At 74.7% G+C, this 25,560-nt stretch carries 26 protein-coding genes and 1 riboswitch; of the genes, 16 read left to right on the plus strand and 10 right to left on the minus strand.

The genetic code is table 11. The annotated features are described in order from the left end of the window. Nucleotides 1–34: 34 nt before the first annotated feature. The 7 genes from ACFQ8E_RS12050 (at nucleotide 35) to ACFQ8E_RS12080 (ending at nucleotide 7,277) form a co-directional block, all read left to right on the plus strand. Nucleotides 35–1,234 (plus strand): NAD(P)/FAD-dependent oxidoreductase, encoded by a 1,200-nt coding sequence (locus ACFQ8E_RS12050; RefSeq protein ID WP_430550794.1) that lies wholly within the window; start codon nucleotides 35–37, stop codon nucleotides 1,232–1,234. Then, nucleotides 1,231–1,530 (plus strand): (2Fe-2S)-binding protein, encoded by a 300-nt coding sequence (locus ACFQ8E_RS12055; RefSeq protein WP_430550795.1) that lies wholly within the window; start codon nucleotides 1,231–1,233, stop codon nucleotides 1,528–1,530. The genes ACFQ8E_RS12050 and ACFQ8E_RS12055 overlap by 4 nt, the downstream gene beginning before the upstream one ends. Continuing rightward, entirely contained in the window at nucleotides 1,527–2,999 is a 1,473-nt protein-coding gene (locus tag ACFQ8E_RS12060; protein ID WP_430550796.1) for an NAD(P)/FAD-dependent oxidoreductase, read from the plus strand. The genes ACFQ8E_RS12055 and ACFQ8E_RS12060 overlap by 4 nt, the downstream gene beginning before the upstream one ends. An 88-nt stretch (nucleotides 3,000–3,087) precedes the next feature. Then, on the plus strand, nucleotides 3,088–4,005 hold the full coding sequence (locus ACFQ8E_RS12065) for a dihydrodipicolinate synthase family protein (protein WP_430550797.1): 918 nt from the start codon (nucleotides 3,088–3,090) through the stop codon (nucleotides 4,003–4,005). Nucleotides 4,006–4,059: 54 nt separating this feature from the next. After that, a complete protein-coding gene (locus ACFQ8E_RS12070) occupies nucleotides 4,060–5,061 on the plus strand; it encodes a proline racemase family protein (protein ID WP_430550798.1) in 1,002 nt (333 codons plus the stop codon). 10 nt (nucleotides 5,062–5,071) lie between these two features. Then, nucleotides 5,072–6,571: an aldehyde dehydrogenase family protein gene (locus tag ACFQ8E_RS12075; protein ID WP_430550799.1), complete on the plus strand. Its 1,500-nt coding sequence runs from the start codon at nucleotides 5,072–5,074 to the stop codon at nucleotides 6,569–6,571. 43 nt (nucleotides 6,572–6,614) lie between these two features. Continuing rightward, a complete protein-coding gene (locus ACFQ8E_RS12080; protein WP_430550800.1) occupies nucleotides 6,615–7,277 on the plus strand; it encodes a GPP34 family phosphoprotein in 663 nt (220 codons plus the stop codon). A 15-nt stretch (nucleotides 7,278–7,292) separates the two neighbouring features. Here the strand turns inward: ACFQ8E_RS12080 and ACFQ8E_RS12085 are convergent, their stop codons facing one another. Further along, entirely contained in the window at nucleotides 7,293–7,634 is a 342-nt protein-coding gene (locus tag ACFQ8E_RS12085) for an ArsR/SmtB family transcription factor (protein WP_430550801.1), read from the minus strand. Nucleotides 7,635–7,650: 16 nt separating this feature from the next. Between ACFQ8E_RS12085 and ACFQ8E_RS12090 the strand changes: the two genes are divergently transcribed. Beyond that, complete coding sequence (locus ACFQ8E_RS12090; RefSeq protein ID WP_430550802.1) at nucleotides 7,651–8,127, plus strand: SRPBCC domain-containing protein; 477 nt, start codon at nucleotides 7,651–7,653, stop codon at nucleotides 8,125–8,127. Nucleotides 8,128–8,241: 114 nt separating this feature from the next. Here the strand turns inward: ACFQ8E_RS12090 and ACFQ8E_RS12095 are convergent, their stop codons facing one another. From ACFQ8E_RS12095 to ACFQ8E_RS12120, 6 genes are all read right to left on the minus strand, one after another. Further along, nucleotides 8,242–8,757 carry an FBP domain-containing protein gene (locus ACFQ8E_RS12095; protein WP_430550803.1) on the minus strand — a complete coding sequence of 172 codons (516 nt, stop codon included), beginning with the start codon at nucleotides 8,755–8,757 and terminating at the stop codon, nucleotides 8,242–8,244. 353 nt (nucleotides 8,758–9,110) lie between these two features. Continuing rightward, on the minus strand, nucleotides 9,111–11,504 hold the full coding sequence (metE, locus tag ACFQ8E_RS12100; RefSeq protein ID WP_430550804.1) for a 5-methyltetrahydropteroyltriglutamate--homocysteine S-methyltransferase: 2,394 nt from the start codon (nucleotides 11,502–11,504) through the stop codon (nucleotides 9,111–9,113). A 25-nt stretch (nucleotides 11,505–11,529) separates the two neighbouring features. Beyond that, the gene (locus tag ACFQ8E_RS12105; protein ID WP_430550805.1) at nucleotides 11,530–12,576 is read right to left on the minus strand and encodes a methylenetetrahydrofolate reductase; all 1,047 of its coding nucleotides are present in this window, start codon (nucleotides 12,574–12,576) and stop codon (nucleotides 11,530–11,532) included. Nucleotides 12,577–12,581: 5 nt separating this feature from the next. Beyond that, nucleotides 12,582–12,688, minus strand: a riboswitch (SAM riboswitch). Nucleotides 12,689–12,781: 93 nt separating this feature from the next. Then, entirely contained in the window at nucleotides 12,782–13,690 is a 909-nt protein-coding gene (locus ACFQ8E_RS12110) for an NADP-dependent oxidoreductase (RefSeq protein WP_430550806.1), read from the minus strand. Between the two features lie 40 nt (nucleotides 13,691–13,730). Further along, complete coding sequence (locus ACFQ8E_RS12115) at nucleotides 13,731–13,979, minus strand: YbdD/YjiX family protein (RefSeq protein WP_430550807.1); 249 nt, start codon at nucleotides 13,977–13,979, stop codon at nucleotides 13,731–13,733. Continuing rightward, nucleotides 13,963–16,233 (minus strand): carbon starvation CstA family protein, encoded by a 2,271-nt coding sequence (locus tag ACFQ8E_RS12120; protein WP_430550808.1) that lies wholly within the window; start codon nucleotides 16,231–16,233, stop codon nucleotides 13,963–13,965. The genes ACFQ8E_RS12115 and ACFQ8E_RS12120 overlap by 17 nt, the downstream gene beginning before the upstream one ends. Nucleotides 16,234–16,388: 155 nt before the next feature. Between ACFQ8E_RS12120 and ACFQ8E_RS12125 the strand changes: the two genes are divergently transcribed. Then, nucleotides 16,389–17,651, plus strand: a complete 1,263-nt coding sequence (locus ACFQ8E_RS12125; protein WP_430550809.1) for an NYN domain-containing protein — start codon at nucleotides 16,389–16,391, stop codon at nucleotides 17,649–17,651. A 19-nt stretch (nucleotides 17,652–17,670) separates the two neighbouring features. Here ACFQ8E_RS12125 and ACFQ8E_RS12130 read toward each other — a convergent pair whose 3' ends face one another. Next, a complete protein-coding gene (locus ACFQ8E_RS12130; RefSeq protein WP_430550810.1) occupies nucleotides 17,671–18,513 on the minus strand; it encodes an alpha/beta fold hydrolase in 843 nt (280 codons plus the stop codon). A 108-nt stretch (nucleotides 18,514–18,621) separates the two neighbouring features. On the opposite strand from ACFQ8E_RS12130, the gene ACFQ8E_RS12135 reads away from it, so the two are divergent. The 7 genes from ACFQ8E_RS12135 to ACFQ8E_RS12165 all read left to right on the plus strand — a co-directional run bounded on the left by ACFQ8E_RS12135 (nucleotide 18,622) and on the right by ACFQ8E_RS12165 (nucleotide 23,730). Next, complete coding sequence (locus ACFQ8E_RS12135) at nucleotides 18,622–19,191, plus strand: TetR/AcrR family transcriptional regulator (RefSeq protein ID WP_430550811.1); 570 nt, start codon at nucleotides 18,622–18,624, stop codon at nucleotides 19,189–19,191. Between the two features lie 60 nt (nucleotides 19,192–19,251). Then, on the plus strand, nucleotides 19,252–19,899 hold the full coding sequence (locus ACFQ8E_RS12140) for a lysophospholipid acyltransferase family protein (protein ID WP_429762715.1): 648 nt from the start codon (nucleotides 19,252–19,254) through the stop codon (nucleotides 19,897–19,899). After that, nucleotides 19,896–20,603 (plus strand): ubiquinone/menaquinone biosynthesis methyltransferase, encoded by a 708-nt coding sequence (locus ACFQ8E_RS12145; RefSeq protein ID WP_430550812.1) that lies wholly within the window; start codon nucleotides 19,896–19,898, stop codon nucleotides 20,601–20,603. Before ACFQ8E_RS12140 ends, ACFQ8E_RS12145 begins: the two co-directional genes overlap by 4 nt. A gap of 25 nt (nucleotides 20,604–20,628) precedes the next feature. Then, a complete protein-coding gene (locus tag ACFQ8E_RS12150) occupies nucleotides 20,629–21,114 on the plus strand; it encodes a DUF3054 domain-containing protein (protein WP_430550813.1) in 486 nt (161 codons plus the stop codon). Nucleotides 21,115–21,280: 166 nt separating this feature from the next. After that, nucleotides 21,281–22,597, plus strand: a complete 1,317-nt coding sequence (locus ACFQ8E_RS12155) for a sensor histidine kinase (protein WP_430550814.1) — start codon at nucleotides 21,281–21,283, stop codon at nucleotides 22,595–22,597. 7 nt (nucleotides 22,598–22,604) lie between these two features. Then, on the plus strand, nucleotides 22,605–22,973 hold the full coding sequence (locus ACFQ8E_RS12160) for a hypothetical protein (protein WP_430550815.1): 369 nt from the start codon (nucleotides 22,605–22,607) through the stop codon (nucleotides 22,971–22,973). Between the two features lie 67 nt (nucleotides 22,974–23,040). Next, entirely contained in the window at nucleotides 23,041–23,730 is a 690-nt protein-coding gene (locus tag ACFQ8E_RS12165; RefSeq protein ID WP_430550816.1) for a response regulator, read from the plus strand. On the opposite strand, the gene ACFQ8E_RS12170 is transcribed toward ACFQ8E_RS12165, so the two are convergent. Then, a complete protein-coding gene (locus ACFQ8E_RS12170) occupies nucleotides 23,694–24,203 on the minus strand; it encodes a VanZ family protein (RefSeq protein ID WP_430550817.1) in 510 nt (169 codons plus the stop codon). The genes ACFQ8E_RS12165 and ACFQ8E_RS12170 overlap by 37 nt on opposite strands. 303 nt (nucleotides 24,204–24,506) lie before the next feature. Continuing rightward, nucleotides 24,507–25,559 (minus strand): App1 family protein, encoded by a 1,053-nt coding sequence (locus ACFQ8E_RS12175; protein WP_430550818.1) that lies wholly within the window; start codon nucleotides 25,557–25,559, stop codon nucleotides 24,507–24,509. Between the last annotated feature and the right edge of the window lies 1 nt (nucleotide 25,560).

Genomic DNA, 25,560 nt, shown 5'->3' on the forward strand with positions numbered 1-25,560 from the left:
ACATATTACTGGCCATCTACCCAAGGAGCAGCCGATGACCGTCGACGTCGTGGTCGTGGGAGCGGGCATCGTGGGCGCCGCGTGCGCCCGCGCGCTCGCCCGGCGCGGGCTCGCCGTGACCGTCCTCGACCGCGGCGGCGCGGCGTCGGGCACCACCGCCCACGGCGAGGGCAACCTGCTCGTCTCGGACAAGGAGCCCGGCCCCGAGCTGACGCTCGCGCAGCACGCGGCCCGCCGCTGGCCGTCCCTCGTCGCGGAGCTGTCCGACGAGCTCGGCCCCGGCTTCCCCGCCGTCGAGTACGACCCGAAGGGCGGCCTCGTCGCCGCGACCACCCCCGAGGGCGCCCAGCCGCTGCGGGACTTCGCCGCTCGGCAGCGGGGCGCCGGGGTGGACGCACGGGAGGTCGACGTCGCCCGCGCGCTCGAGCTCGAGCCGGCGCTCAACCCCGGCCTCACCGCCGCGGTCTGGTACCCGGAGGACGCGCAGGTGCAGCCCGTCGCGGCGGCGGAGGCGCTGCTCGCGTCCGCCCGGCGCGCGGGGGCGCGGGTGCGCACCGGTGTCGAGGTGGTGGGGGCGCTGCGCGACGGCGACCGCCTCGTCGGGGTCCGCACCACCGACGGCGACGTGCCCGCGGGCGCCGTCGTGCTCGCCGCGGGGCCGTGGTCCGGCGTCGTCGCCGCCCGGCTCGGGGTCGCGCTGCCCGTGCGCCCGCGCCGCGGGATGGTGCTGGTGACCACCCGGATGCCGCACGTCGTGCGGCACAAGGTCTACGACGGCGACTACGTCGGCGCCACGCAGTCCGGCGACGCCGCGCTGCAGACGTCGAGCGTGGTCGAGTCGACCGCCGCCGGGACCGTCCTCATCGGCTCGAGCCGCGAGCAGGTCGGCTTCGACGACCGGCTGCGCGCCGTCGTGCTGCGCGAGATGGCCGCGCGCGCCGTGCGCCTGTTCCCGTTCCTCGCCGAGGCGAGCGTCATGCGTAGCTACCTCGGGTTCCGCCCGTACGTGCCCGACCACCTGCCGATCGTCGGGCCGGACCCCAGGACCCCCGGTCTGTGGGTCGCGACCGGGCACGAGGGCGCCGGCATCGGGCTGGGGCCTGTCAGCGGCGAGCTGCTCGCCGACCTGTTCACCGGCGCGGAGCCCGAGGTCGACCCCGCGCCGTTCCGCGTCGACCGGCCGGCGGTGCTCGCCGCCGGCTCGTCCATCGAGAATTCAGGGGAGGCCTCATGACCACCCACCGGCCGGACGCCGGACCGCGCGCGCTGACCATCACGCTCGACGGCGAGCCCTTCGCGGGCACCGAGGGGCAGACGATCGCGGGGATGCTGCTGGCCGCCCGGCGGCGGTCGTGGCGCACCACCAGCGTCGAGGCCGCCCCGCGCGGCGTGTTCTGCGGCATCGGGGTGTGCTTCGACTGCCTCGTCACCGTCAACGGCGCGCGCGACGTGCGGGCGTGCCTGCGCCGCGCGGCCGACGGGGACGTCGTCGAGACGCAGCACGACCCGCTGCCGGGGGTGGCGTCGTGAGCCGCCGGACGGTGGTCGTCGTCGGCGCCGGGCCGGCGGGCCTGTCCGCCGCGCGCGCCGCGGCCCGCGCGGGCGCGGAGGTGACGCTGCTCGACGCGTCGGACCAGGTGGGCGGCCAGTTCTGGCGGCACCGGGTGCTCCCGGGCGGCGGCACGGCGTCCGACGAGGCCTCCTTCCACCACGGCTGGGGCACGTTCACGGCCCTGCGCGACGTCGTGGCGTCGCACCCGCGGATCGCGCTGCTGACCTCGGCCCAGGTGTGGGCGCTCGAGCGGCTCGACGACGGAGTACGGCTGCGCGTGCTGGTCGGGCCCCCCGACGCCGCCGGGCGCGAGCACCTCACCCTGACCCCCGACGCCCTGGTGCTCGCGACGGGCGCGCACGACCGCACGCTGCCCTTCCCGGGCTGGCAGCTGCCCGGCGTCACGACGGCCGGCGCGGCCCAGGCCCTCGCCAAGGCCGAGCGTGTGGCCGTGGGGGACCGTGTCGTCGTCGCGGGGGCGGGCCCGTTCCTGCTGCCCGTGGCCACGTCGCTGCTGCGCACCGGCGCCCGCGTGCTGTCGGTGCACGAGGCCGCGACCACGGCGTCGTTGGCCCGCGGCTGGGGCGCGCGGCCGGCCGGGCTGCTGGGCGCGGCGCACAAGACCGGCGAGCTCGGCGGGTACGTCGGGACGCTCGCCCGCCACCGGGTGGCCTACCGCCTCGGCGAGGCCGTGGTCGCCGCCCGCGGGGACGGCCGGGTCGAGGAGGTGACGGTCGCGCGCGTGGACGACCGCTGGGCACCCCTGCCGGGCACCGAGCGCACCGTCGCGGCGGACGCGGTGTGCGTCTCGCACGGGTTCACGCCGCGGCTGGAGCTCGCGGTCGCGGCCGCGTGCGCGATCTCGCCCGACCGCTTCGTCGTCGTCGACGACCGGCAGCGCACGACGGCGCCCGGCGTGTGGGCCGCCGGCGAGCTGACCGGCATCGGCGGGGCCGAGGCCGCGCTCGCCGAGGGCTGGGTGGCCGGGCACCACGCCGCGACCGGCCCGTCCGCCCCCTCCGACGAGGCCGTGCCCGAGGACGCCGCGCTCGCCCGCGCGGTGCGCCGTCGCGGCCGGTCCGCCGACTTCGCGCGCCGGCTCGAGGCCGCGCACGGCATCCGCAGCGGCTGGACGTCGTGGCTGCGCGACGACACGCTCGTCTGCCGCTGCGAGGAGGTCGACGCCGGCACGCTGCGCGCGGCCGCCTGCGCCACCGCGTCGACCGACCTGCGCTCCGTGCGCCTCACGAGCCGCGCCGGGCTCGGCCCCTGCCAGGCGAGGATCTGCGGCCGCACGGTCGCGGAGCTCGTCGGGGTCGCGGATCCCGCGGCCGGCGAGGGCACGGGGGCGGCGCCCGCGGTGCCCGACCGACGGCCCCTCGTGGTGCCCGTCCGGCTCGGCGACCTCGCCACCCTGCCCGACGACCCGGCGGCCGACACCCCCTGACTCCGACCCCCATCCCGACACCGACCCTCATCCCGACACCGACCCTCGCGCCCCGAGTCCGGAGGCGCGTGAACCGAGAGGACACCGCATGAGCTCCCAGAAGATCGACCTGGGCGGCGTCGTCGTCGCGACGACGCTGCCGTTCACCCCCGACGACGCGGCGCCCGCCGGGCTCGCCGTCGACTACGCGGGCTACGCCGCGCACGTCGACCACCTCATGAACGCCGGCTGCCGCGGCGTCGGGCCGAACGGCTCGCTCGGGGAGTACTCGTCCCTCACGGACGAGGAGCGCCGTAAGGTCGTCCAGACCGCCGTCGAGGCCGTCGCGGGCCGCGGCATCGTCATCGCGGGCGTGCACGGCGTGGGCTGGCACCAGGCCCAGCACTGGGCCGAGCTCGCCCAGGAGGACGGCGCCGACGCCGTCCTGCTGCTGCCGCCCACGATCTACCGCGCCAACCGGCGCGAGATCGTCGAGCACTACAGCCGCGTGAACGAGGTGGGCCTGCCGATCATGGTCTACAACAACCCGTTCGACACCAAGGTCGACCTCACGCCCGGTCTCGTGGCCGAGCTGGCGCAGCTCGAGAACGTGGTGGCCATCAAGGAGTTCTCGGGCGACGTGCGCCGGATCTCCGAGCTGCGCGAGGTGGCCGACATCGATGTCATCGCCGGCGCCGACGACCTGCTGTTCGAGTCGCTCGTCATGGGCGCGACGGGCTGGTTCGCCGGCTACCCGAACGCGATCCCCGAGGTCGCCGTCGAGCTGTACGAGCTGGTGCGGGCCGGGAAGATCACCGATGCGCGGGACCTGTACGAGAACGTCGTCGCCATGTTCCGCTGGGACTCGCGCACCGAGTTCGTGCAGGCCATCAAGCTGTCCACGCAGATCGCGGGGCGCCCGTTCGGCATCGAGACCCGCCCGCCGCGCGGACCGCTGTCCCCGGAGCAGGAGACCGCCGTGCGCGCCGACACCGAGAAGGCCCTCGCGTACATCGCCCAGCGCTGAGCCTGTACATCGCCCTGAGCCCGGCACCGGGCCCGTCACCCAGAGAGGCCGACCATGCGATCGTCCCGCACCTTCACCGCCGTCGACTCGCACACCGAGGGGATGCCCACCCGCGTCGTCACGTCCGGGCTGGGGGTCATCCCCGGCGCGACGATGAACGACAAGCGGCTGCACTTCATCGAGCACCTCGACGACGTGCGGAAGCTGCTCGTCAACGAGCCGCGGGGGCACGCCGCGATGAGCGGCGCCATCCTGCAGCCCTCGACGCGCGACGACTGCGACTGGGGCGTCGTGTACATCGAGGTCTCCGGCTGCCTGCCGATGTGCGGGCACGGCACGATCGGCGTCGCCACCGTGCTGGTGGAGACGGGCATGGTGACCGTCACCGAGCCGACGACCACCATCCGGCTGGACACGCCGGCCGGGGTGGTCGTCGCCCGGGTGGAGGTGCGCGACGGGCACGCCGAGTCGGTGACGATCGAGAACGTGCCCAGCTTCGTCGTGCGGCTCGACGACGAGGTCGACGTGCCCGGGCTCGGCACCGTCCCCTACTCGTTGGCGTTCGGCGGCAACTTCTACGCGATGGTGGACCTCGATGACGTGAAGCTCCCGTTCGACCGCGCCCGGCAGCAGGACATCCTCGCCGCCGGGCTCGCGATCATGGACGCGATCAACACGACGGCCCCGCCGTCGCACCCCACGATCGCGGGCGTGGACCACTGCCACCACGTCGAGTTCATCGCGCCGGGCTCCACCGCGGAGCACTCCCGGCACGCGATGGCGATCCACCCCGGGTGGTTCGACCGGTCGCCCTGCGGCACCGGCACGTCCGCCCGGATGGCGGAGCTGTGGGCGCGGGGCGAGCTCGCCCTCGACACGGACTTCGTCAACGAGTCCTTCATCGGCTCGCGCTTCGTGGGCCGGTTGGTGGGGGAGACCGAGGTCGCCGGGATCCCCGCCGTGGTGCCCACCATCACCGGCCGCGCCTGGGTCACCGGCCTGGGCACCTACCTGCTCGACCCGAGCGACCCGTTCCCTACTGGCTTCCAGTTCTGAGGTGCAGACGATGACGACCCCGACAGGTGCCCCGACGACGACCGCTCCCGCGCAGGCGGACGAGGCGGCCCGCGCCGCCGCCGCGGCCGCACCCCTCCTCGCCGACCTCCCGCCGTCGGCGCGGGCCGACGCGCTGCGCGCCGTCGCCGACGTCCTCGGCGCGCACGAGGACGAGCTGGTCGCGCTCGCCGCGGCCGAGACCCGGCTGGCCGCGGCGCGGCTGCGCGGCGAGCTGAAGCGCACCCGCGTGCAGCTGCGGCTGTTCGCCCGCGTGGTCGAGTCCGGCGCCTATCTCGACGTCCGGCTCGACGCCGCCGACCCGGAGTTCGTGCTCGGCCCCCGCCCCGACCTGCGCCGCACGCTGTGGCCGCTCGGGCCCGTGCTCGTCTTCGCGGCGAGCAACTTCCCGTTCGCGTTCTCCGTGCCGGGCGGCGACACCGCGGCCGCGCTCGCCGCCGGCTGCCCCGTGATCGTCAAGGCGCACCCCGGGCACGTCGGGCTGTCCCGCCGCGTCGCCGACCTCATGGCCGAGGCCCTCGCCGGCGCCGGTCTGCCGGACGGCACGTTCGCGCTGGTGGAGGGCGACGAGGCCGGTCGTGACCTGCTGGAGCATCCCGCGGTCCGGGCGGCCGCGTTCACCGGCTCCACGCGCGTGGGCCGGCTGCTCGCCGACGCCGCGGCGGCCCGCCCCGACCCGATCCCGTTCTACGGCGAGCTCGGCTCGCTCAACCCGGTGCTCGTGCGTCCCGCCGCCCTCGCCGACCGCGGCGAGGAGATCGCCCGCGGCTGGGTCGGGTCCGTGAGCGGCTCGGCCGGTCAGCTCTGCACCAAGCCCGGCTTCCTGCTCGTCCCCGAGGGGCACGACCTCGGGCCGGTCGTCGCCGAGGCGGCGGCCGCGGTGCCCGAGCACGCGCTGCTCAACCCCCGCGTCGGCGCGGGGTACGTCGCCGGTCGGTCAGCCGTCCTGGGCGCCCCTGGCATCGTCGTCCTGGCCGAGGGGTCCGCGCGGACCGGGGAGGACGGCGTCGTGAGCGCGACGCCGACGTTCGTCGAGACGGACCTGGCCTCGCTCCGCGAGCACCGGGGGACCCTGCTGGAGGAGGTGTTCGGGCCGTTCGCCGTGCTCGTCACCTACCCGGAGGGGACCGACCTGGGGGCCGTCGTCGCGGAGCTCTTCCCCGGCGAGCTCACCGCGACCGTGCACCGCGGGCCGGACGAGGACGCCGAGGTGGCCGGGTTGCTGGCCACCCTGGGCCGGCACGCGGGCCGGGTGCTCGTCGACGGCTGGCCCACCGGCGTGGCCGTCACGCCGGCGATGCAGCACGGCGGCCCGTGGCCGGCCACGACTAGCGACGCGACGTCCGTGGGCACCGCCGCGATCGGCCGGTTCCTGCGCGGGATCGCCTTCCAGGACGCCCCGCAGGCCGCGCTCCCCGCGCCGTTGCAGGACGGTAACCCGTGGGGGGTCCCGCAGGCGCGGTCGGGTGTGGCAGAGTCGGCGCACTGGTAGGCAGCGAGGCCACGACCAGGCGCTTCACGGGAGGACCGACCACGTGCTCATCGCCGAAGAGCTGCTGCTCCTGGCCCACGACGACCTGCGCACCGGTCCGTCGCTGTTCGACGACGCGCCCTACCGGCTGGCCGGTGCGCTGCTCGTCGAGCTGGTGATCGCGGGCCGGGCCGCCCTGCGCCCGGTGCCCGGCGACGACGGGCCGGTCGTGGTCCTCGACCGCGCGCCGACGGGGCGCCGGGAGCTCGACGACGTCCTCGACCTCGCCGCCTCGGCACCCCGGCGCGCGACGGAGCTCGTCGACGTGCTGGCCCGCCGCGTCGAGCGGCCGCTGCTGGACGGGCTCGTCGCGCAGGGCCTGCTCCGGCGCGAGGACCGTGCCGTCTGGGGCGTGCTCCGCAGCACCCGGTGGCGCACGGTCGACGGGCCGGCGGTCGCCGCCCTGCGCCGCCGCGTGCACGGCGTCCTGCTCGACGGCGCGGTGCCCGGCGACCGCACCGCTGCGCTCCTCACCCTCGCCGAGGGCTCCGGCTGGCTCCGGCCGCCCGTGCCGCGCGACCGCCGTCGCGAGGCGGACGCCCGGATGCGGGAGCTGGCGGCGACGTGGTGGCGGGGGAGCACGGCGCGGGAGGCGGCCGGTGCGGTCGCGGCGGCGGTCGTGGGCGTCGTCAGCTCCGCGACGCTGGTGCTGCCTGCCGCGACCTGACGCGCGGGCCGGCGTTCAGGAGTCGTCGTCCAGCCGCCCGAGCAGGTCGACGGCGGCGCGGGCGTACTCGCCGATCCACCGGTCGTGGAGGCGCTTGATGGGCAGGGGCGCGAGCGCGAGGTGGCGCTCGCGCCCGACCTTGCGGCCGGTGACGAGCTCGGCCCGCTCGAGGACCCGCAGGTGCTGCAGCACGGTGGTGCGGTCGAGCTGGGGGAACAGCGCGCACAGCTCGCCGGTGGTGCGCGTGGACTCCTTGAGCGCGTCCAGCATGCGCCGGCGCACCGGCGCCGCGAGGGCCTTGAACACGGCGTCGTCGTCGGCCGGGTCGTCGTCATCCCTGGGCGGCGAGGAGTTCATGTGATAAAAATACAACATGAACGAGAAGCAGGCACTCTCCGAGCTCACCTTCACGGTCTCGGGCCGCGTCTCGCGACCCTGTCGTGACGTCTACGAGGCCATCGCGGACCCCGCACAGCTGTCCCAGTACTTCACGACCGGCGGCGCCCGAGGGCGCCTGGAGCCCGGGGTCGACGTGTCCTGGGACTTCGCGGACTTCCCCGGCCGTTTCCCCGTCACCGTCGTCGAGGCCGCCCCGCCCCGCCGCATCGTCGTCCGGTGGGAGGGCACCGACACCGCCGACGGCTCCGCCGAGACCACGACCACGTTCGAGCTCGAGCCGCTCGACGACGACACCCGCACCCTCGTCACCATCACCGAGTCCTCGTGGGCCCTCACGCCGGACGGCGCGAAGAACGCGTTCGGCAACTGCGAGGGCTGGACCGGCATGCTCGCCGCGCTCAAGGCGTGGGTCGAGCACGGCATCAATCTCCGCGAGGGCTTCTACCGGTAGGACTGCCCGCACCGAGCAGTCCGCCGAACAGGCGGTTGACACCGTTATCGCGGGCGACGGCCCCCGATAACGGTGTCAACCGCCTGTTCGGCAGTGACAGGAGCCCGGGGAAGGTCAGGCGGTGCTGCGCACCTCGGTGAGGAACTTGCGGGTGTGCTCGCGCAGGGCGGCGACGCGCCGCTCGACGATCGCCTCGCGGACGCCGGGGTCGTCGCGCCCCGCCTCGGCGAGGGTGGGACGACGACGCGCGTTGCGGGAGCAGCGGAAGTCGCCGCAGACGAGCGTGCCGATGGTGTCGCCCTTGCGGCCGGCGGCGCCGCCGCGCTTGGCGACGAAGAGCTGCACGTCGCGCGTCTCGACGACGTCCTCGCACCACGCGCACATGGCGGCGCGGCGCGGGCCGGTGCGCTCGGCCGCGCGCAGGAGGACGCCGACGGGCTCGGCGTCGGGCGCGTCGTCGAGCGTCATAACGACGTACGCGGACAGGGGCTGCTTGCGGTCGCGCCAGCCCAGGTAGTCGAGGCGGTCCCAGTCGACGTCGGCGAGGTCGGGGACGATCATGCGCTGCCGCTCGCTGCGGGTGGCGTTGACGAGGGAGGCGCGGAGCTGCTGCTCGGTGAGCGGGGTCATGAGGGATCGGCTTTCAGGTGAGCGAGGGGTGGGCAGGACGAAGCCCCGCACCGCCTCATCTGCCGGCCCCTGCGGGGGCTCAGACGGAGGCGGTGCCGGGGCAGGCGGGACTGCCCGAGCAGGCCTGGTGGCCCACCCCGCTCCCTGCGACGCCCGGCATCGCTGTCTCCTCGCTCGTGTGAAAAGTCGTGGTCCGCTCGCGCCCCGAGGGCACGACCGGCCCCTCCATGGTGGCACGGGACCGTCGCCCGGGTCGACGTCTATTCCGTCACCCCCGGCGCCAAGACCCGCCGACCATGCGGTTGCGCACGTCTGAACGCTCAGAACGTGCGCAACCGCCTGGTCGGCAGGGGTCAGAGGGTCGCGCGGACCTCGCGGGCGGCGGCGACGAGGTGGGCGAGCGCCGGCTCGACCTCCGCGTACCGGCGGGTCTTCAGCCCGCAGTCGGGGTTGACCCACACCAGCGCCGGGTCGATCGCCTTGACGGCGAGCGTCAGCAGCTCGGTGACCTCCGCAGGCGACGGCACGCGCGGGGAGTGGATGTCGTAGACGCCCGGCCCGATGCCGCGCGAGTACCCGGCGTCGGCGAGCTCGGGCACGATCTCCATCCGCGAGCGGGCCGCCTCCACCGACGTGACGTCGGCGTCGAGGCCGTCGATCGCGCCGATGACCTCGCCGAACTCCGAGTAGCACAGGTGCGTGTGGACCTGCGTCGCCGCCTGGACGCCCGACGTCGCGAGCCGGAACGACCCGACCGACCAGTCGAGGTAGGCGGGCTGGTCGGCGCGGCGCAGCGGGAGCAGCTCGCGCAGCGCGGGCTCGTCCACCTGCACGATGCCGATGCCCGCGGCCTCCAGGTCCGCGATCTCGTCGCGCAGGGCCAGGCCCACCTGGTTCGCGGTGTCGCCGAGCGGCTGGTCGTCGCGCACGAACGACCACGCGAGGATCGTCACCGGGCCGGTGAGCATGCCCTTGACCGGCTTGTCGGTGAGCGACGCCGTGTACGCGGACCACTCGACGGTGATCGGCGCCGGGCGCTGCACGTCCCCCCACAGGATCGGCGGGCGCACGCAGCGCGAGCCGTACGACTGCACCCAGCCGTTCGCCGTCACCGCGAACCCGTCGAGCTGCTCGGCGAAGTACTGCACCATGTCGTTGCGCTCGGGCTCGCCGTGCACCAGCACGTCGAGGCCCAGCTCCTCCTGCAGCGTCACGACGCGCCCGATCTCCTCCCGCATCGCGGCGGAGTAGTCGGCGTCGGCGAGCTCGCCCTTGGTCCACGCGGCGCGGGCCTTGCGGATCTCGGGGGTCTGCGGGAACGAGCCGATCGTCGTCGTGGGCAGCGGCGGCAGGTTCAGCCGCGCGGCCTGGGCGGCCGCGCGCTCCGCGTACGGGCCGCGGGCGAAGTCGGCGTCGGTGAGCGCCGCGGCGCGGTCGCGCACCTCGGGCACGACGACGCCGGCCGCCGTCGCGCGCGAGGCCACGGCCGCGGTCGACGCGGCGAGCGCGTCCTCGACGGCCGCGCGACCGTCCGTGAGGGCGCGGGCCAGGGTCGCGACCTCGCCCACCTTCTGGTCGGCGAACGCCAGCCAGTCGCGCAGGCGCGGGTCGAGGGTGGTGCCCGCCGCGTGCTGGTCGTACACCTCGTCCTCGACGTCGTGCGGCACGTGCAGCAGCGACGTCGACGTGCCGACGGCGAGGGCGCCGGCGCCGAGGCCGCGGAGCGCCTCGACGGTGCCGAGCTTGGCGGCCAGGTCGGCCCGCCACACGTTGTGGCCGTCGATCACCCCGGCGACGAGCGTCTTGCCCTCGAGGCCCGGCACCGGCCCGGCGGGCACGGCGCCCTTGACCAGGTCGATCGCGATCGCGTCGACGTCGGTCGCGGCGAGGAGCGCGAGGGCGTCCTCGTGCAGGCCGCCGAACGGCGCCGTCACCAGGATCGCGGGCCGCTCGCCGTCGGCGTCGTCGGTGGCCGTCGCGAGGTCGGTCGCCAGCGCGCGGTAGGCGGACGCGATCGCCGCGTGCAGGCGCTCGGCGGGCACGTCGAGCGAGTCGGTGACGAGCGCGGGCTCGTCGAGCTGCACCCACGGCACGCCGACCGCTGCCAGGGCGCGCAGCAGGTCGGCGTACGCGGCGACGACGTCGTCGAGCCGGTCGAGCGGGTGGAACCCGTCGCCCGCCTCGTCGGCCGCCTTGGACAGGGCGAGGAACGTCACCGGGCCCACGAGCACGGGGCGCGTGGTGACGCCGGCCTCCTTGGCCTCGGCGTACTCGCGCACGATGCGGTGGTCGGCGAACGAGACCGGCGTCGTCTCGCTGATCTCGGGGACCAGGTAGTGGTAGTTGGTGTCGAACCACTTGGTCATCTCGAGCGGGGCGTCCTCGCCGCGGCCGCGGGCCACGGTGAAGTAGCCGTCGAGCTCGAGCGAGCCGTCCTCGTCGTCGAGCAGGTCGCGGAACCGCTCGGGGACGGCGCCGAGCAGCGCGACGACGTCGAGCACCTGGTCGAAGTAGGAGAACGACCCCGGCACGGAGCCGTCGTCGGGGTTCAGCCCGAGCTCGACGAGGCGGCGGGCGGTCTCGCGGCGCAGCGCGCCGGCCGTGACCTCCAGGTCGACGGCGTCGGTGCGCCCGGCCCAGAACGACTCGACGGCCTTCTTGAGCTCGCGGCGACGCCCGATGCGGGGGTAGCCGAGGATCGTGCCGCCGGGAAATGCCGCGGCGGGGGTGGTGCTGGTGGTGGACATGAGCACTCCAGAGTTCGGGCTCCGCTCAGACGGCGGGAGCCTGGGTCGGGATGCTCGGTACCCACGGCCTTCTGGCCAGGTCCGCGCCGTCCGACGTGACGTCGGCCGGCGCCGGTCCGCCGAGGTGGACACCCTCGAGCAGGTCCAGAGCGGGACGGTACTTGTTGAACGTGTACACGTGGATGCCGGGGGCGCCCGCGTCGAGCACGCGCTGGGCGAGCTCGACGGCGCGCGCGGTCCCGTAGGCGTGCTGCGCCTCCGGGTCCCCCGCGGCGTCGAGCGCGTCCAGCAGGTGCCGGGGCGCGCGGACGCCGGTGAGCTCCTCGACGCGACGGAGCCGGCGCGGCTCGGTCGTGGGCAGCTGCCCCGCGAGGATCGGGATCGTCACCCCGGCCGCGCGGGCCTCGGCGACGAAGTCGGTGTAGGAGTCGGCCTCGTAGAACAGCTGCGTGATGGCGAAGCTCGCCCCCGCGTCCTGCTTCTCCTTGAGGCGCCGGACCTCCTGGGCCCGGGTGGTGCCGGCCTGCACGTTGCCGTCGACGAACGTCGCGACGGCGATCGTCATCGGGCGGGCGGCGCCGCGCAGGGCGGCCCCGGGGTCGGTCGCGCAGCGCCGCGCCTCGACCTCGCGCAGCAGGTGCACGAGCTCGATCGAGGACGCGACGCCGTCGGCGGGCGGCTCCCAGTCCGGCTGGTCCTTCGGCGGGTCGCCGCGCAGGGCGAGGAACGCGCGGGTGCCGGCGTCGAGGAAGTCGTCGATGACGGCGGACACGTCCTCGCGGTGCGCGCCCACGCAGGTCAGGTGCGCCACCGGCAGGACGGGCGTGCCCTCGAGCAGGGTCGCGACGACCTGGCGGGCGGTCGCCCGGTCACCGCCGCCCGCGCCGTACGTCACGGACATGAAGTCCGGTCGTGCGGCGACGAGCCGGCGCGCCGTCTCCCAGAACTTGGGCGCGGCGTCCGGCCGGCGCGGCGGCATGAGCTCGAACGAGACCGTCGGGCGTGCCGGCAGCGCCGGGTGAACTGCCGGCTGAGCTGCCGTGGTGGGCGAAAAGGATGCCTCTGCGACCATGCGTCACTCCATCGATCCTGGCGTGAGCACCTTCGTCCTCGGGAGGCTTCCGTCGGAGAACGGGTTGCTGCGGCGTCGTCGAGCCAGGACTCTCGGCCGCTCTGGATGGCTTGTCACGCGATCGTACGCAGCATCCGCGATACGGGCGAGGATGAGACCGCCTGCTGAGACGATCGCGGATGCCGGGCGACCGGGAACGCCCTGCTCAGGGCACCAGGGGCACCAGCACGACCTTGCCGCCGGCTTGGCCGCTCTCGACCAGGGCGTGCGCACGGGGCGCGTCGGCCAGCGGGAGCACCGCGCCGACGGTGGTCACGAGGTCGCCGCGGGCGAGGGCGTCGACGGCCTCGGCGAGCTCGCCGGCGTCGCGCTCGGACCGCCAGCTGGCCTCGACGCCGAGGTCTGCCGCGGCGTCGTCGGCGATGGTGACGATGCGCTCGGTGCCGCCGCGCAGGGTGATCGAGTCGGGCAGCACGCCCGCGCCGGTGGTGTCGAGGACGGCGTCCACGCCGTCGGGGGCGAGGGCGCGGACCCGCTCCACGAGCCCTGCGCCGTAGGTGGTGGGTGTCGCGCCGAGGGCGGCGACGCGCTCCTGGTTCCGCGGCGACGCCGTACCGATCACGCGGGCGCCGCGGCGCACGGCGAGCTGGACGGCCAGCTCGCCCACCGACCCCGAGGCGCCGTGCACGAGCAGCGTCTCGCCGGGCCGGACGTCGAGGAGGCGCAGCACGCGGGTCGCGGTCTCGGCGGCGACGGGGAGCGTGACGGCGTCGGTCGCGGCGAGCCCGGCGGGCACGCGGGCGAAGACCGACGTCCGGGCGAGCTCGGCGTACCCGCCGCCGACGGCGAAGCCCACGACGCGGTCGCCGGGCGCGACGCCGGCCACGCCGTCCCCGACCTGGTCGACGACCCCCGCCACCTCCAGGCCCGGCACGACGGGCGACGTCGGCGGCGGGCCGCCGGTCGTGCCGGCGCGGGACTTCACGTCCCAGCCGTTGACGGCCGCGGCCTCGACGCGCACGCGCACCTGGCCGGGCCCGGCCTGAGGGTCGGGGGCGTCGGCGAGATGCAGCACCTCGGGGCCGCCGTGGGACTCGAACACGATCGCGCGCACGCGCCCATCCTGACCCGGCCGGCACCGTCGCGCGCGCCGCTCAGCAGCAGCGCGAGCCGGGGTTGCGGTCCTGCTCCGCGTAGTGCTCCCGCCAGAACTCGCGCTCGCCCATCGGCGCGCGGCCGGGGTGGGCCGACCGCTCGTGCGCGACGTACGTCGCGTAGGCGTCGTCGCCCATCACCTGGCGCACGTACCAGCGGAGGCTCGCCCACCCCGCCGACGTCGCCCGGGCCAGCGCCCGGGCGACGTCGTGCACCCTGCCGGTGCGGGGCTCAGTGGTGCCCGGCACCGCTGGACTCCCGCAGGCCGGCGTCGGCCCACTCCTTCTCGATCCGCTTCTCGGTCGACGAGGCGAACAGGCCGGCCGGGGCGAACCGGCGCGACGCGACGGGCGCGTCCTCGTGGTTCTCGCCGCCGCCGGTGCGGAACGCCTTGATCGTCACGACCAGCGACGCGAGGATCACGACGATCGACAGCACCACGAACACGATCGACAGGGTGCCCTGCACGAAGGTGTTGCGGACCACGGCCTCCATGGCCGCGACGTCGGGCGCGGTGCCGAACGACGTCTCGCCGGCGGCGAGCGCGTCCTTGAACGCCCGGTGCTGCGCCCAGTACCCCACCGCGGGCACGTCCGAGAAGATCTTCTCGAACGACGCCCAGATGGTGATCAGCGCGGTGAAGGCCAGCGGCAGGGCCACGATCCACAGCCACCGCCAGTACGCGCGGCCCCGCTTCGCGACGATGGCGAGCACGACGGCGAGCGCGATCGCGGCCAGCAGCTGGTTCGCGATGCCGAACAGCGGGAAGAACGTGTTGATGCCGCCGAGGGGGTCGGTGACGCCCAGATACAGGATCGTGCCCCAGCCCGCGACCATGATCGCGGTGCAGACCCACACCCCGGGTCGCCAGCTCATGTCCTTGAACCGCGGTGCCACGTTGCCGATGGTGTCCTGCAGCATGAAGCGGGCCACGCGGGTACCGGCGTCGACCGCGGTGAGGATGAACAGCGCCTCGAACATGATCGCGAAGTGGTACCAGAAGCCCATCATCGCGGTGCCGCCCACCAGCTGGTGCATGATGTGCGCCAGCCCGAGCGCGAGCGTCGGGGCGCCGCCGGTGCGGGACACGATCGACGGCTCGCCCACCTGGGTCGCCAGGGTGCTGAGCATGTCGGGCGTGAGGTTGACGCCGGCGAGGCCGAGCGAGTTCACGAACGCGACCGCGCCCTCGATGGTGCCGCCGGTGGCGGCCGCCGAGGAGTTCATCGCGAAGTACACGCCGCGGTCGATCGAGATCGCGGCGACCAGCGCCATGATCGCGACGAACGACTCCATGAGCATGCCGCCGTAGCCGATGAAGCGCGTCTGGCGCTCCTTCTCCACGAGCTTCGGCGTCGTGCCCGACGAGATGAGCGCGTGGAACCCGGACAGGGCGCCGCACGCGATCGTCACGAAGAGGAACGGCCAGAGGTTGCCGGACACCACCGGGCCGGTCTCGCCGCTCGCGAACTCGCTGATCGCGGGCACGTTGATCTCGGGCCGCACGATGACGACGGCGCCGGCGAGCACCACGATGACGCCCACCTTCATGAAGGTGGACAGGTAGTCGCGCGGGGCGAGCAGCAGCCACACGGGCAGGACGGCGGCCACGAAGCCGTAGACGATGACGCCGACGGCGATGGTGGTGCGGTCGAGGTGGAAGAACTCGGCGCCCCACGCGGTGTCGGCCACCATGCCGCCGCCGACGATCGCGGCGAGCAGCAGGACGAAGCCGATGAGGGAGACCTCGGTGATCTTGCCCGGGCGCAGGTACCGCAGGTAGACGCCCATGAAGAGGGCGATCGGGATCGTCATGGAGACGCTGAACACGCCCCACGGGCTCTCGCCGAGGGCGTTGACGACCACGAGGGCGAGGATCGCCACGATGATGATCATGATCAGCAGGGACGCGACGATCGCGGCCACGCCGCCGATGCGGCCCAGCTCCTCGCGCGCCATCTGGCCGATGGTGCGGCCGCCGCGGCGCATGGAGAAGAACAGCACCGTGTAGTCCTGCACGGCGCCCGCGAGCACCACGCCGACGATGATCCAGATGGTGCCCGGCAGGTACCCCATCTGCGCGGCGAGCACCGGGCCCACCAGTGGGCCGGCGCCGGCGATGGCGGCGAAGTGGTGGCCGAACAGCACGCGGCGGTCGGTGGGGACGAAGTCCTTGCCGTCCTCGCGTGTCTCGGCGGGGGTGGCGCGGCGGTCGTCGGGGCGGGTGATGTACCGCTCGATGACCTTCGAGTAGAAGCGGTACCCGATGAGGTACGTGCACACCGACGCGAAGACGAACCAGATGGCGTTGATGGTCTCGCCGCGCACCAGCGCGATCATGACCCACGCGACGCCACCGAGCAGCGCGATCGCCGCCCAGAGCGCGATCTTCGCGGGTGTCCAGCGGGGCTTCAGGTCCTCGGCGGGAACCGCCGTCGGGGGGAGCGCGGGGTCGGGGACGATCTCGTCCGTCGCCGTGGTGGCTCCGGGATCTGCTGACAAGGTGAGCCTCCAAGGCGTCGCGTCGGCGGGACCCGACACAGGATAGGGGGTGAAGAAAGGGTGACGGAACGCCCGGATCCTGGACGGTGTGGTGGCGGCCGTGGTAACCCGGCCTGGTCCCGCGGCGGAGCACGCGACGCCGTAGCCTGACGTGCATGGACACCGAAGAGCGCCTCGCCGTCTTCCTCGACTACGAGAACCTGGCGCTCGGCGCCCGCGACCACCTGGGCGGCATGCAGTTCGACTTCAAGCCCATCGCCGACGCGCTCGCCGTCCGCGGCCGCGTGGTGGTGCGGCGTGCGTACGCGGACTGGTCGTACTTCGACGAGGACCGGCGGATGCTGACCCGCCACCAGGTCGAGCTCATCGAGATGACGCAGCGGATGGGCGCGTCCCGCAAGAACGCCGCCGACATCAAGATGGTGGTCGACGCGATCGAGATGGCGTTCGAGCGCGAGTACATCACCACGTTCGTCATGTGCACGGGCGACTCCGACTTCTCCCCCCTCGTCCACAAGCTGCGCGAGCTCGACAAGAAGGTCATCGGCGTCGGGGTGGAGAACTCCACCTCCCGCCTGCTGCCGCCGGCGTGCGACGAGTTCCTCTTCTACGACCGGCTCGAGGGCGTCGACGTGCCCGACGAGTCCGAGGCGCCCGCCCCGAAGCGTTCCGGCCGGGGCGCCGGCAAGGGTTCCGCGCGGTCCGGTGGCGGCCGTGGCGGCCGCGCGAAGGCCCCGGCCCCCGCGGAGGCGCCGGTCGAGACCCCTGACGAGACCCCGTCGGAGGCGCCCGCCGAGACCGCGACCGCGGCGTCGGGCACGACGACGCGCGGCCGCCGCAAGAAGGCGCCGACGGCGGAGGCCCCCGTCGTCGAGCCGGTCGTGGAGCCGGCCGCCGAGCGCGAGGGCGACGTCGAGCAGGAGGACGCCGCGGCCTCCGCGGGCGAGGACGCGCCGATGGAGGTCAGGGTGGCGCAGACGCTCGCCGACCTGCTGGCCTCGACGAGCGGCTCGGTCACGGCGTCGATGCTCAAGCGCACCCTGGTGCGCAAGGACCCCACGTTCAGCGAGTCCGACTACGGCTTCCGCACCTTCGGGGAGTTCCTGCGCTTCCTGGCGGACCGCGACTTCGTCGTGCTGTCCGCAGGCCCGTCGACCGGTGACCCGGAGGTGGCGCTGCCGGAGCAGCAGGACACCGAGGGCGCGTTCGACCTGCTGCGCCAGGTGGTGCGCGACGCGGGCGGCAGCGCGCCGCTGTCCGGGCTGAAGAACGAGGTGCGCAAGCGCCGCCCCGACTTCTCGGAGAAGGCGCTCGGCTACCGCGGGTTCCTGCAGTTCGCGAAGGGTGCTGCTGCCGCCGGCGCCGTCGCCCTCGCGTGGGACGACGACGCCGACGACTACCTGCTGACCGCGAGCTGACCGCCCGCGTGGGTCGGGCTCAGCGCCCGACGAACGCGAGCAGCGCGGCGTTGACCTCGTCCGCGTGCGTCCACAGCAGGCCGTGCGGCGCGCCCTCGACCTCGACGTACTCGGCGTCGGGCACGGCGGCGTGGAAGCGCCGGCCCGAGGCGTCGATCGGCAGGATGTTGTCCTTCGTGCCGTGCAGGATCAGCGTCGGCTTGCCCGCGTCGCGCACGGCCTCGACGTCGGGCCGGAAGTCCTCGATCCAGGTGGGGACGACGGCGTAGGCGGCGACGGGCGCCGAGCCCACCGCGGTGATCCAGTTGGCGCGCACGACCTCCTCGGAGATCCGCGTGCCGAGGTTCTCGTCGAGGTTGTAGAAGTCCTTGTAGAACTGCGTGAACCAGGCGTAGCGGTCGCCGCGGGCGGCGTCCACGATGCCGTCGAACACGGACTGCGGCACGCCCTCGGGGTTGTCGTCGCGCTGCACCAGGAACGGCTCGAGCGACGCGAGGAACGCGAGCTTGGCGACCCGCTCGTGCCCGTGGTTGCGGACGTACCGGGCGAGCTCGCCGGTGCCCATGGAGAAGCCCACGAGCACGACGTCCCGCAGGTCGAGCGTGGTCAGGACGGTGTCGAGGTCCTTCGCGAACGTGTCGTAGTCGTACCCGGAGCCGACCTTGCTCGACGCGCCGAAGCCGCGGCGGTCGTAGGTGATGACGCGGTACCCGGCGGCGAGGAGCTCGCGGGTCTGGAGCTCCCAGCTGTGCCCGTCGAGCGGGTACCCGTGCACGAGGACGACCGGCTGACCGGAGCCCTGGTCCTCGTAGTAGAGCTCGACGGCCGTGCTGTTCTCCTGCCCGACGGTGATGTAGCCCATGGTGCGCCCCTTCGAAAGAGGGGGAGAACGGTCGTTCTCCCGTTGTTCGCTACAGTAGAGAACGATGGTTCTCCCCGCAAGGGGAGGGCGGCGACGAGAGGGTGAACGATGCTCGACGAGAAGGCGGCGCGCGACGCGGTGGTCGTGGCCGCCGACCGGCTGTTCTACGCGCGCGGCGTCCAGGCCGTGGGCATGGACGCCGTGCGCGCCGAGGCCGGGGTGTCCCTCAAGCGGATCTACGGGCTCTTCCAGTCCAAGGAGGACCTGGTGGTCGCGGTGCTCGCCCTGCGCACCCGGCAGTGGACGCAGGGGGTGGAGCGCGCGGCCGCGACGGCCACCACGCCGCGCGACCGGATCCTCAGCGTCTTCGACTTCCTCGACGCCTGGTTCCGGGAGGACGGGTTCCGCGGGTGCGCGTTCATCAACTCCTTCGGCGAGCTCGGCGCCACCTCGCCCCGCATCGCGGAGGCCGTGCGGGGGCACAAGGAGGCGTTCCGGGAGCACGTCCTCGCCCTCGTCCGCGAGGCCGGGCTGCCCGACGCCGTCGCGCTGCAGGTCGTGCTGCTCGCCGAGGGCGCGCAGACCACCGCCGCGATCACCCACGACGTCGGCGTCGCCCGCGAGGCACGCCGCGCCGCCGAGTCGCTGCTCGCCGCGGAGACGGCGCGAACGCCCTGATCACACGCCCGCGAGGGCGGCCTCGGCGGGCCAGGGCGGAGCAGGGGGCACAATGGTGCGGTGACCTATCGGTTCCTGCGCCTCGTCCTGTCGCTCCTGGTGTACGTGCTCCTGCGCCCCCAGGTGACGGGACTGCACAACATCCCGCGGCGCGGTCCGGTGATCCTCGCGAGCAACCACCTGTCGTTCATCGACTCGATCATCATCCCGCTCGTCGTGCCCCGGCACGTCACCTTCATCGCCAAGGCGGAGTACTGGACGGGCCGAGGTCTCAAGGGCCGCGTCTCCCGCTGGTTCTTCACCACGATGGGCCACATCCCCGTGGACCGCGAGGACCCGCGCGCCGGCCAGCGGTCGCTCGACGACGCGCTCGTCGTGCTCAAGCGCGGCGGCGCCTTCGGCATCTACCCCGAGGGCACCCGCTCCCGCGACGGCAAGCTGCACCAGGGGCACACCGGCGTCGCCTGGCTGGCGCTCGCCGGCTCGGCGCCCGTCGTCCCGGTGGCCCTGCGCGGCACCGACAAGGTGCAGCCCGTCGGCAAGCGGCTCCCGCGGCCGACCCGCGGCATCCAGGTGCACTTCGGCGCCCCGATCGACCCGTCGCGCCAGCTCACGGCCGGCGCCCGCCCGGCCCAGGTGCGTCGTGAGCTGACCGACCACGTGATGTCGTCCATCCACAAGATGAGCGGCCAGGAGCTCGCCGCGTGACCCACCCCTCGCCCCCGTCTCGGTCGAAGGGCGAGGAGGTGCAGCGCCTCTTCGACACGGTCCCCGGCTACTACGACCGGATGAACCGCCTCATGACGATGGGGCGGCACGCCGCCTGGTGCCGCGACGTCGCGCGCCGCGCGCAGGTCCCCGCGGGCGGGTCGCTGCTCGACATCGCCACCGGCACCGGCGTCATCGCCCTCGAGGCGGTCCGCCAGTACCCGGGAGCCACCATCCACGGCGTCGACTTCTCCGAGGGGATGCTGGAGGGCGCGCGCGCCAAGCCCGGCGCCGACGCCGTGACCTGGCAGTTCGCGGACGCCAACGCCCTGCCCTACGACGACGCGTCGTTCGACGCGGTCACCCACGGCTACCTGCTGCGCAACGTCGAGGACGCCGAGCGCGTGCTCGCCGAGCAGCTGCGCGTGCTGAGGCCCGGCGGCCGTCTCGTGCTGCTGGAGACCTGCCCGCCGCGCGGTCTGCTGCGCGTGCCCGTCACGCTGGGCGTCAAGGTCGTCGTGCCGCTGCTGGGGCAGCTCGTGGCCCGCGACAAGAAGTCGTACACCTACCTCGAGGAGAGCACCCTCGGGTTCATGTCCCCCGAGCAGGTCGCCTCGATCCTGTGGCGGCTCGGCTTCGACGACGTCACCTGGCGCCGCCGGTTCCTCGGCACCCACATGATCGTGAGCGCCCGCAAGCCGTAGCGACGTCGCGCGGTAGCGTCGAAGGATGCGCTCCGCGCCCGACGGTGACGCCCGTCGCTCAGCACGACCGGCTGGAGGCCGGGCGGTGCGCGGTGCGCTCACCGGGACGATCGCACTCGCAGCGCTCGCCGACGCCGTCTGCGTGCTGGGGCTCGCGGTGGTCGGCGTCGCGGGTCCTGCTCCCTTCGCAGATCCCGTGGGCTCGCTGTCCGCGACATGGCCGTTCCTCGTCGCCGCGGCAGTCGGATGGTGCGCGTCTCGCGCCTGGCGGTCCCCGTGGCGCCTCTGGCCGACGGGCGTCGTGGTGTGGGGGTGCACCTGGGCGCTCGGCGTCGTCCTTCGCGTCCTCGCCGAACGCGGCGTGTTCCCCACGTTCCAGATCGTGTCGTTCGGGTTCCTCGCCGTGACGATGCTCGGTTGGCGCGGCGTCGTCGCCATCGTCCGGATCCTGCGCCCCAGCCGTCCGCGGGTCATCGTCCTGATGGACGATGACGACGGACCGACCCGCTGAGCCACGAGCACGGGACGCCGGCCTCGTGGTGCCTGCCGTGCGAGCGTGGCAGGTGCGTCGTGCCTTCGGCGTCGTCGAGGCCGCTCTCTGCCGTGACCTGGCCGGTCGTCGTGGGTCCCCCAGCCGGGGGAGGCGCAGGGCTGGGCCGGTGGGCAGACTGGCGGGCATGACGGCGAGGACGACGGCGGGCAGCGGGCGGAGCACGCTGCGCTGGGCGCTGTCGCCGCTGACCAGCGCGTCGACCGTCCGGGCGGGTGTGTACCTCGTCATCGGCGGCGTGCTGGCGGGAGCCTACTTCGCGCTCGCGGCCGGGTTCGTGCAGATGTTCGCCGACCCGGCGACGCCGCGGGTCGCCGTCGGGGTGCTGGCGCTGCTGACGGCGGTCATCGTGGGGGCGCCGCCGTTCCTCGCGCCCGTGCGGGCGCTGGAGGTCGCCGCTGTGCGGACGTTCCTCGACGTCGACGCCCGCACCCTGCCAGATCCCGTCGGTGCGCCCACCGTCGCGACCCGCTGGCGCGGGGCCGCCTGGTTCGCGCTGCACCTCGTGCTCGGCGCCCTGGTCACGGTGGGGCTGCTGGTCGCGGTGCCGCTCGCCACGCAGCTGGTGCTGTCCGCGTTCGGCGTCGACCGGGCGTTCCTCGTGCAGATGGGCCCGACGTTCGCCGCCAACCCCGCCGGGTGGCTGGCGCTCGGCGTGCTGGCGCTGGTCGCGCTGCCGTACGGCACGGCGCTCGCGCGACGCCTGCTGCGGCAGTCGGCCGAGCCGCTGCTCGGTCCGGACCAGACGGCGCGGATCGCGGAGCTCGAGGCGCGGGCGGACCGGCTCGCCGAGCGCGGCCGCCTCGCCCGCGAGCTGCACGACTCCGTGGGGCACGCGCTGACGGTCACCACGCTCCAGGCGGCGGCCGCCGCGCGCCAGGTCGAGACGGACCCGGACGCCGCCCGGCGGTCGCTCGCCGCCATCGAGGAGGCGGGCCGGAGCGCGATGGCGGACCTCGACCACGTGCTCGGGCTGCTGCGCGGCGGCGAGGCGGCCGCGGGAACTCGCCGCGCGCCCGCCCGGTCGCTGGACGACCTGCCCGTGCTCGTCGCCGACGCCCGGCACGCCGGGACCGACGTCCGCCTCGACCTGGACGCCGGTACCGCCGGCTCTCTGCCGCGCGCGACGTCGCACGAGGCGTACCGCGTGGTGCAGGAGGCGCTGACCAACGCCGTCCGGCACGCCCCGGGCCGGCCCGTGACGGTGCGGGTGTCCGTCGACGACCGCACCCTCGACGTCGCGGTGGCGAACCCGCTGCCCGACGCGCCGTCGCGCGGCACGACGTCTCCCGCCCCGCCGTCGCCCGGCGGCGGCCGGGGGCTGCACGGGATGGCCGAGCGCGTCCGCCTGCTGCGCGGCGAGCTCGAGGCCGGGCCGCGCGACGACACCTGGGTGGTGCGGGCGCGATTTCCCGTCGACCGGGAACGTCGTGCCTCGGGATGATCCCGGCATGGACGAGCTCTTCGGTGGGGACTGCGCGGCCTGCGGCCACCCGTGGTCGTGGCACCCGGTCGCCCTCGCCGGTCTGCGCGGATGCGTCCTCTGTGTCGAGGAGGAGGACCACGACCAGCGGGACGACATCTGCGCCCGCTGGCCGCCGGACGCCGAGCTTCCCGCCGCCGAGGTCGTCCGCGCCACGGTGCGCCGCGGACGCTGGGGGCGAGGTCGACTGACGTTCGTCCTGCCCGACGGCAGTACCTGGGCGGTCGCGCGCCGTGGACACTGGACGGTGCCCGACGACGTCGGACGGGTCGAGCACGAGCTGGTGACCACGACCCTCGGCGCGTTCTGGGAGCGGCACTACCTCGGGTTCCGCTGAGCCGTGCGCCACGCCGCCCGCGCCGGCGCCGGTCCGTGTCCGCCGGCGATGCGGCAGGATCGACGGCGTGACCGTGCCTACCGACACCGCCGTCGTCCGCGTCGTCCTCGTCGACGACGAGCCGCTGGTGCGCGCGGGCCTGCGCGTCATCCTCGACACGGAGCCGGACCTGGAGGTCGTGGGGGAGGCGGGCGACGGGTCCGAGGTGCCGCAGGTGGTGGCGCAGGCCCGGCCCGACGTGGTGCTCATGGACGTGCGCATGCCGCGGGTGGACGGGATCGCGGCCACGCGGGCGGTGGTGGGGGCGGGCCGACCGGGCGAGCGCGCGCCGCGCGTGCTGGTGCTGACCACGTTCGAGAACGACGACCACGTGCTCGACGCCCTGCACGCGGGCGCGCAGGGGTTCCTGCTGAAGCGGGCCCGTCCCGACGACGTGGTGCACGCGGTGCGGCTGGTGGCGCGCGGCGACTCCCTCCTGTTCCCGGACGCCGTCCGGCGCCTGGTCGCCGCGCACGGCCCGGGCGGCTCGGCCGGGGACGCCCTCCGGTCGGCCGGCCTCACCGAGCGCGAGGCGGAGGTGCTGCGGCTCGTCGCCGCCGGACTGTCGAACGCGGAGATCGCGGGCGAGCTGTACCTCGGCGTCGAGACGGTGCGCACGCACGTCGGCAACGTCCTCGCGAAGCTGCAGGTGCGCGACCGCACGCAGGCGGTCGTGCGGGCCTACGAGTCCGGGTTCGTGCCGGTCGGTCGGGACTGAGCCCGCCGCCGCCACCGGTGGAGCGCCGCCGCGGCGAGGAGAGCGCCCGCCGCGGCCCCGATCGTGTTCGACAGCCAGTCGTTCGTGTCGCAGGACCGGCCGATCGCGGGCACCAGCGCCTGGACCGCCTCGATCGCCGCGGAGGTGGCCGACCCCGCGAGCAGCGCGAGCACCGGCCGGCGGAGCGCCACGGCCGCCAGGTAGACCGGCGGCACGAACAGGACGACGTTCGCCAGCAGCTCGACCCGGCCCGGCGTGGGCAGCGCCCAGCCCACGGCGCACCGCTCGAACAGCTCCCGGTCCACGGGCACCAGCGTCAGCAGCGCGACCGGGACGAGCGACAGCGCGGCCAGGACGGCGGCCGCCCGCGGCCGGTCCGCGAGCGACGGCCCGGCGAGCCATCCCACGGCCGCCAGGGCGACCAGCGCGACGGGGGACAGCCACGGGTGGGCGACGAGGACGGTCGAGATCACGGGCCCCAGTATCCCGGCGCTCGCGGCTCGCCGACCTTCTCGATCAGCCCGGCGGTTGCGTCGTTGCCCGCCTCGCAGACGAGGTCGGCGTCGTCCATCCCGTCCTCGCGGCGAGGCGGCGGGCCCGTGGCACGGCGACGACGACGGCGACGAGCGATCCGACGACGGGCAGCACGGCGGCCGCGACGACGACCGTGATGCGTTGCAGCGGGCTGAGGCGACGGTCCGTCGTCGTCCACAGGGCAGAGGCGAGTCCGAGACCCCAGACGGCGAGGAGCAGACCTTCGACCGTGTTGACGGACATCATCGGAGGACCTCGGCCAGTCGGGCGCCGAGCGCCGTGCCGTCGGCGCCGTGCACGAGCGGCGCACCGGGCGCCGGTCGACCGCCGGCGGCGCGCGGGCGGGCACCGTCGACCTGCCGGATGGCGATGGCGACGACCCTCCCGGGCCAGCGCGCGGACGCGCGGACGTACACGTCCTCGTCGAGCTGGCCGGCGTCGCCGACCAGCAGCCACCGCACCCGGGGGAACGTGACCATGAGCCGGTCGAGGCTGTCGCCCTTGTGCTGCGGGCCGCTGCGGAACCAGCCCGTCTGCGTGGGGCCCCAGTCGGTGAGCAGCAGCGGGCCGGGCGGGAAGCCGTGCCGGTCGAGGAAGCCGGCCAGCGTCCCGGCGGTGTTCCACGCCCCGTTGGAGAGGTAGACGAACGGCGCGTCCGGGTGGTCGGCGGCGATCCTCCGGTAGAGCTCAGGCATCCCCGGGACGGGGCGGCGGGCGCTCGGCCTGCGGACGAAGGTGTTCCAGGCCGCGACGAACGGGCGGGGGACCGCCGTGACCATCGTCGTGTCGTCGATGTCGCTGACCACGCCCAGCGTCGCGCCGTCGGCGACCACCACCACGGGTGCGACGACGGTGCGGCTGGCCACCGAGAGCGTCGCGCCGTGCCGGCCGGGGGGCAGGGCGGCGCCGTCGGGCAGGCGCACCTCGACGTCCACGTACCCGGCCCGGTCGGTGGCCACCTCGAGCGTCGTCCGGCCGACGGTGATCCGGACTCTCTCGCCAGGTGCCTGGACGGTCAGGTAGCTCCAGAGTCCTCGCCGGTCGCCGTCACGGACGGCGGCCCGGCGGCCGTCGGCGCGGGACGGCGGCACGAGCAGCACGCGCGCCAGCACGCGGACCCGGGTGGGCGTGCCGTACCCGGTGTACGTGATGGTGCGTGGCACCCAGCCCCACCGGCGCAGCACCGCCCCCGCCACGGCGCCCACCCGGTCCTCGACCAGCGCCGCGACGTGCGGTCGCTGCGTCGGCCTCTCGGTGGGGTGCGTCGTCGTGGCGGGGGCAGAAGCGTCGGACATG

Origin of the sequence: Isoptericola sp. NPDC056573, assembly GCF_042793335.1 — a bacterium.
Lineage (GTDB): Bacteria > Actinomycetota > Actinomycetes > Actinomycetales > Cellulomonadaceae > Isoptericola.

Bases quoted from the DNA above. Each gene is read 5' to 3' on its own strand.
- ACFQ8E_RS12125 (WP_430550809.1), top strand. From the start codon at position 16,389: ATGGACACCGAAGAGCGCCTCGCCGTCTTCCTCGACTACGAGAACCTG.
- ACFQ8E_RS12130 (WP_430550810.1), bottom strand. From the start codon at position 18,513: ATGGGCTACATCACCGTCGGGCAGGAGAACAGCACGGCCGTCGAGCTC.
- ACFQ8E_RS12095 (WP_430550803.1), bottom strand. From the start codon at position 8,757: ATGACCCCGCTCACCGAGCAGCAGCTCCGCGCCTCCCTCGTCAACGCC.
- ACFQ8E_RS12175 (WP_430550818.1), bottom strand. From the start codon at position 25,559: ATGTCCGACGCTTCTGCCCCCGCCACGACGACGCACCCCACCGAGAGG.
- ACFQ8E_RS12075 (WP_430550799.1), top strand. From the start codon at position 5,072: ATGACGACCCCGACAGGTGCCCCGACGACGACCGCTCCCGCGCAGGCG.
- ACFQ8E_RS12055 (WP_430550795.1), top strand. From the start codon at position 1,231: ATGACCACCCACCGGCCGGACGCCGGACCGCGCGCGCTGACCATCACG.
- ACFQ8E_RS12155 (WP_430550814.1), top strand. From the start codon at position 21,281: ATGACGGCGAGGACGACGGCGGGCAGCGGGCGGAGCACGCTGCGCTGG.
- ACFQ8E_RS12090 (WP_430550802.1), top strand. From the start codon at position 7,651: ATGAACGAGAAGCAGGCACTCTCCGAGCTCACCTTCACGGTCTCGGGC.
- ACFQ8E_RS12085 (WP_430550801.1), bottom strand. From the start codon at position 7,634: ATGAACTCCTCGCCGCCCAGGGATGACGACGACCCGGCCGACGACGAC.
- metE (WP_430550804.1), bottom strand. From the start codon at position 11,504: ATGTCCACCACCAGCACCACCCCCGCCGCGGCATTTCCCGGCGGCACG.
- ACFQ8E_RS12050 (WP_430550794.1), top strand. From the start codon at position 35: ATGACCGTCGACGTCGTGGTCGTGGGAGCGGGCATCGTGGGCGCCGCG.
- ACFQ8E_RS12150 (WP_430550813.1), top strand. From the start codon at position 20,629: ATGCGCTCCGCGCCCGACGGTGACGCCCGTCGCTCAGCACGACCGGCT.
- ACFQ8E_RS12070 (WP_430550798.1), top strand. From the start codon at position 4,060: ATGCGATCGTCCCGCACCTTCACCGCCGTCGACTCGCACACCGAGGGG.
- ACFQ8E_RS12065 (WP_430550797.1), top strand. From the start codon at position 3,088: ATGAGCTCCCAGAAGATCGACCTGGGCGGCGTCGTCGTCGCGACGACG.
- ACFQ8E_RS12135 (WP_430550811.1), top strand. From the start codon at position 18,622: ATGCTCGACGAGAAGGCGGCGCGCGACGCGGTGGTCGTGGCCGCCGAC.
- ACFQ8E_RS12160 (WP_430550815.1), top strand. From the start codon at position 22,605: ATGGACGAGCTCTTCGGTGGGGACTGCGCGGCCTGCGGCCACCCGTGG.
- ACFQ8E_RS12105 (WP_430550805.1), bottom strand. From the start codon at position 12,576: ATGGTCGCAGAGGCATCCTTTTCGCCCACCACGGCAGCTCAGCCGGCA.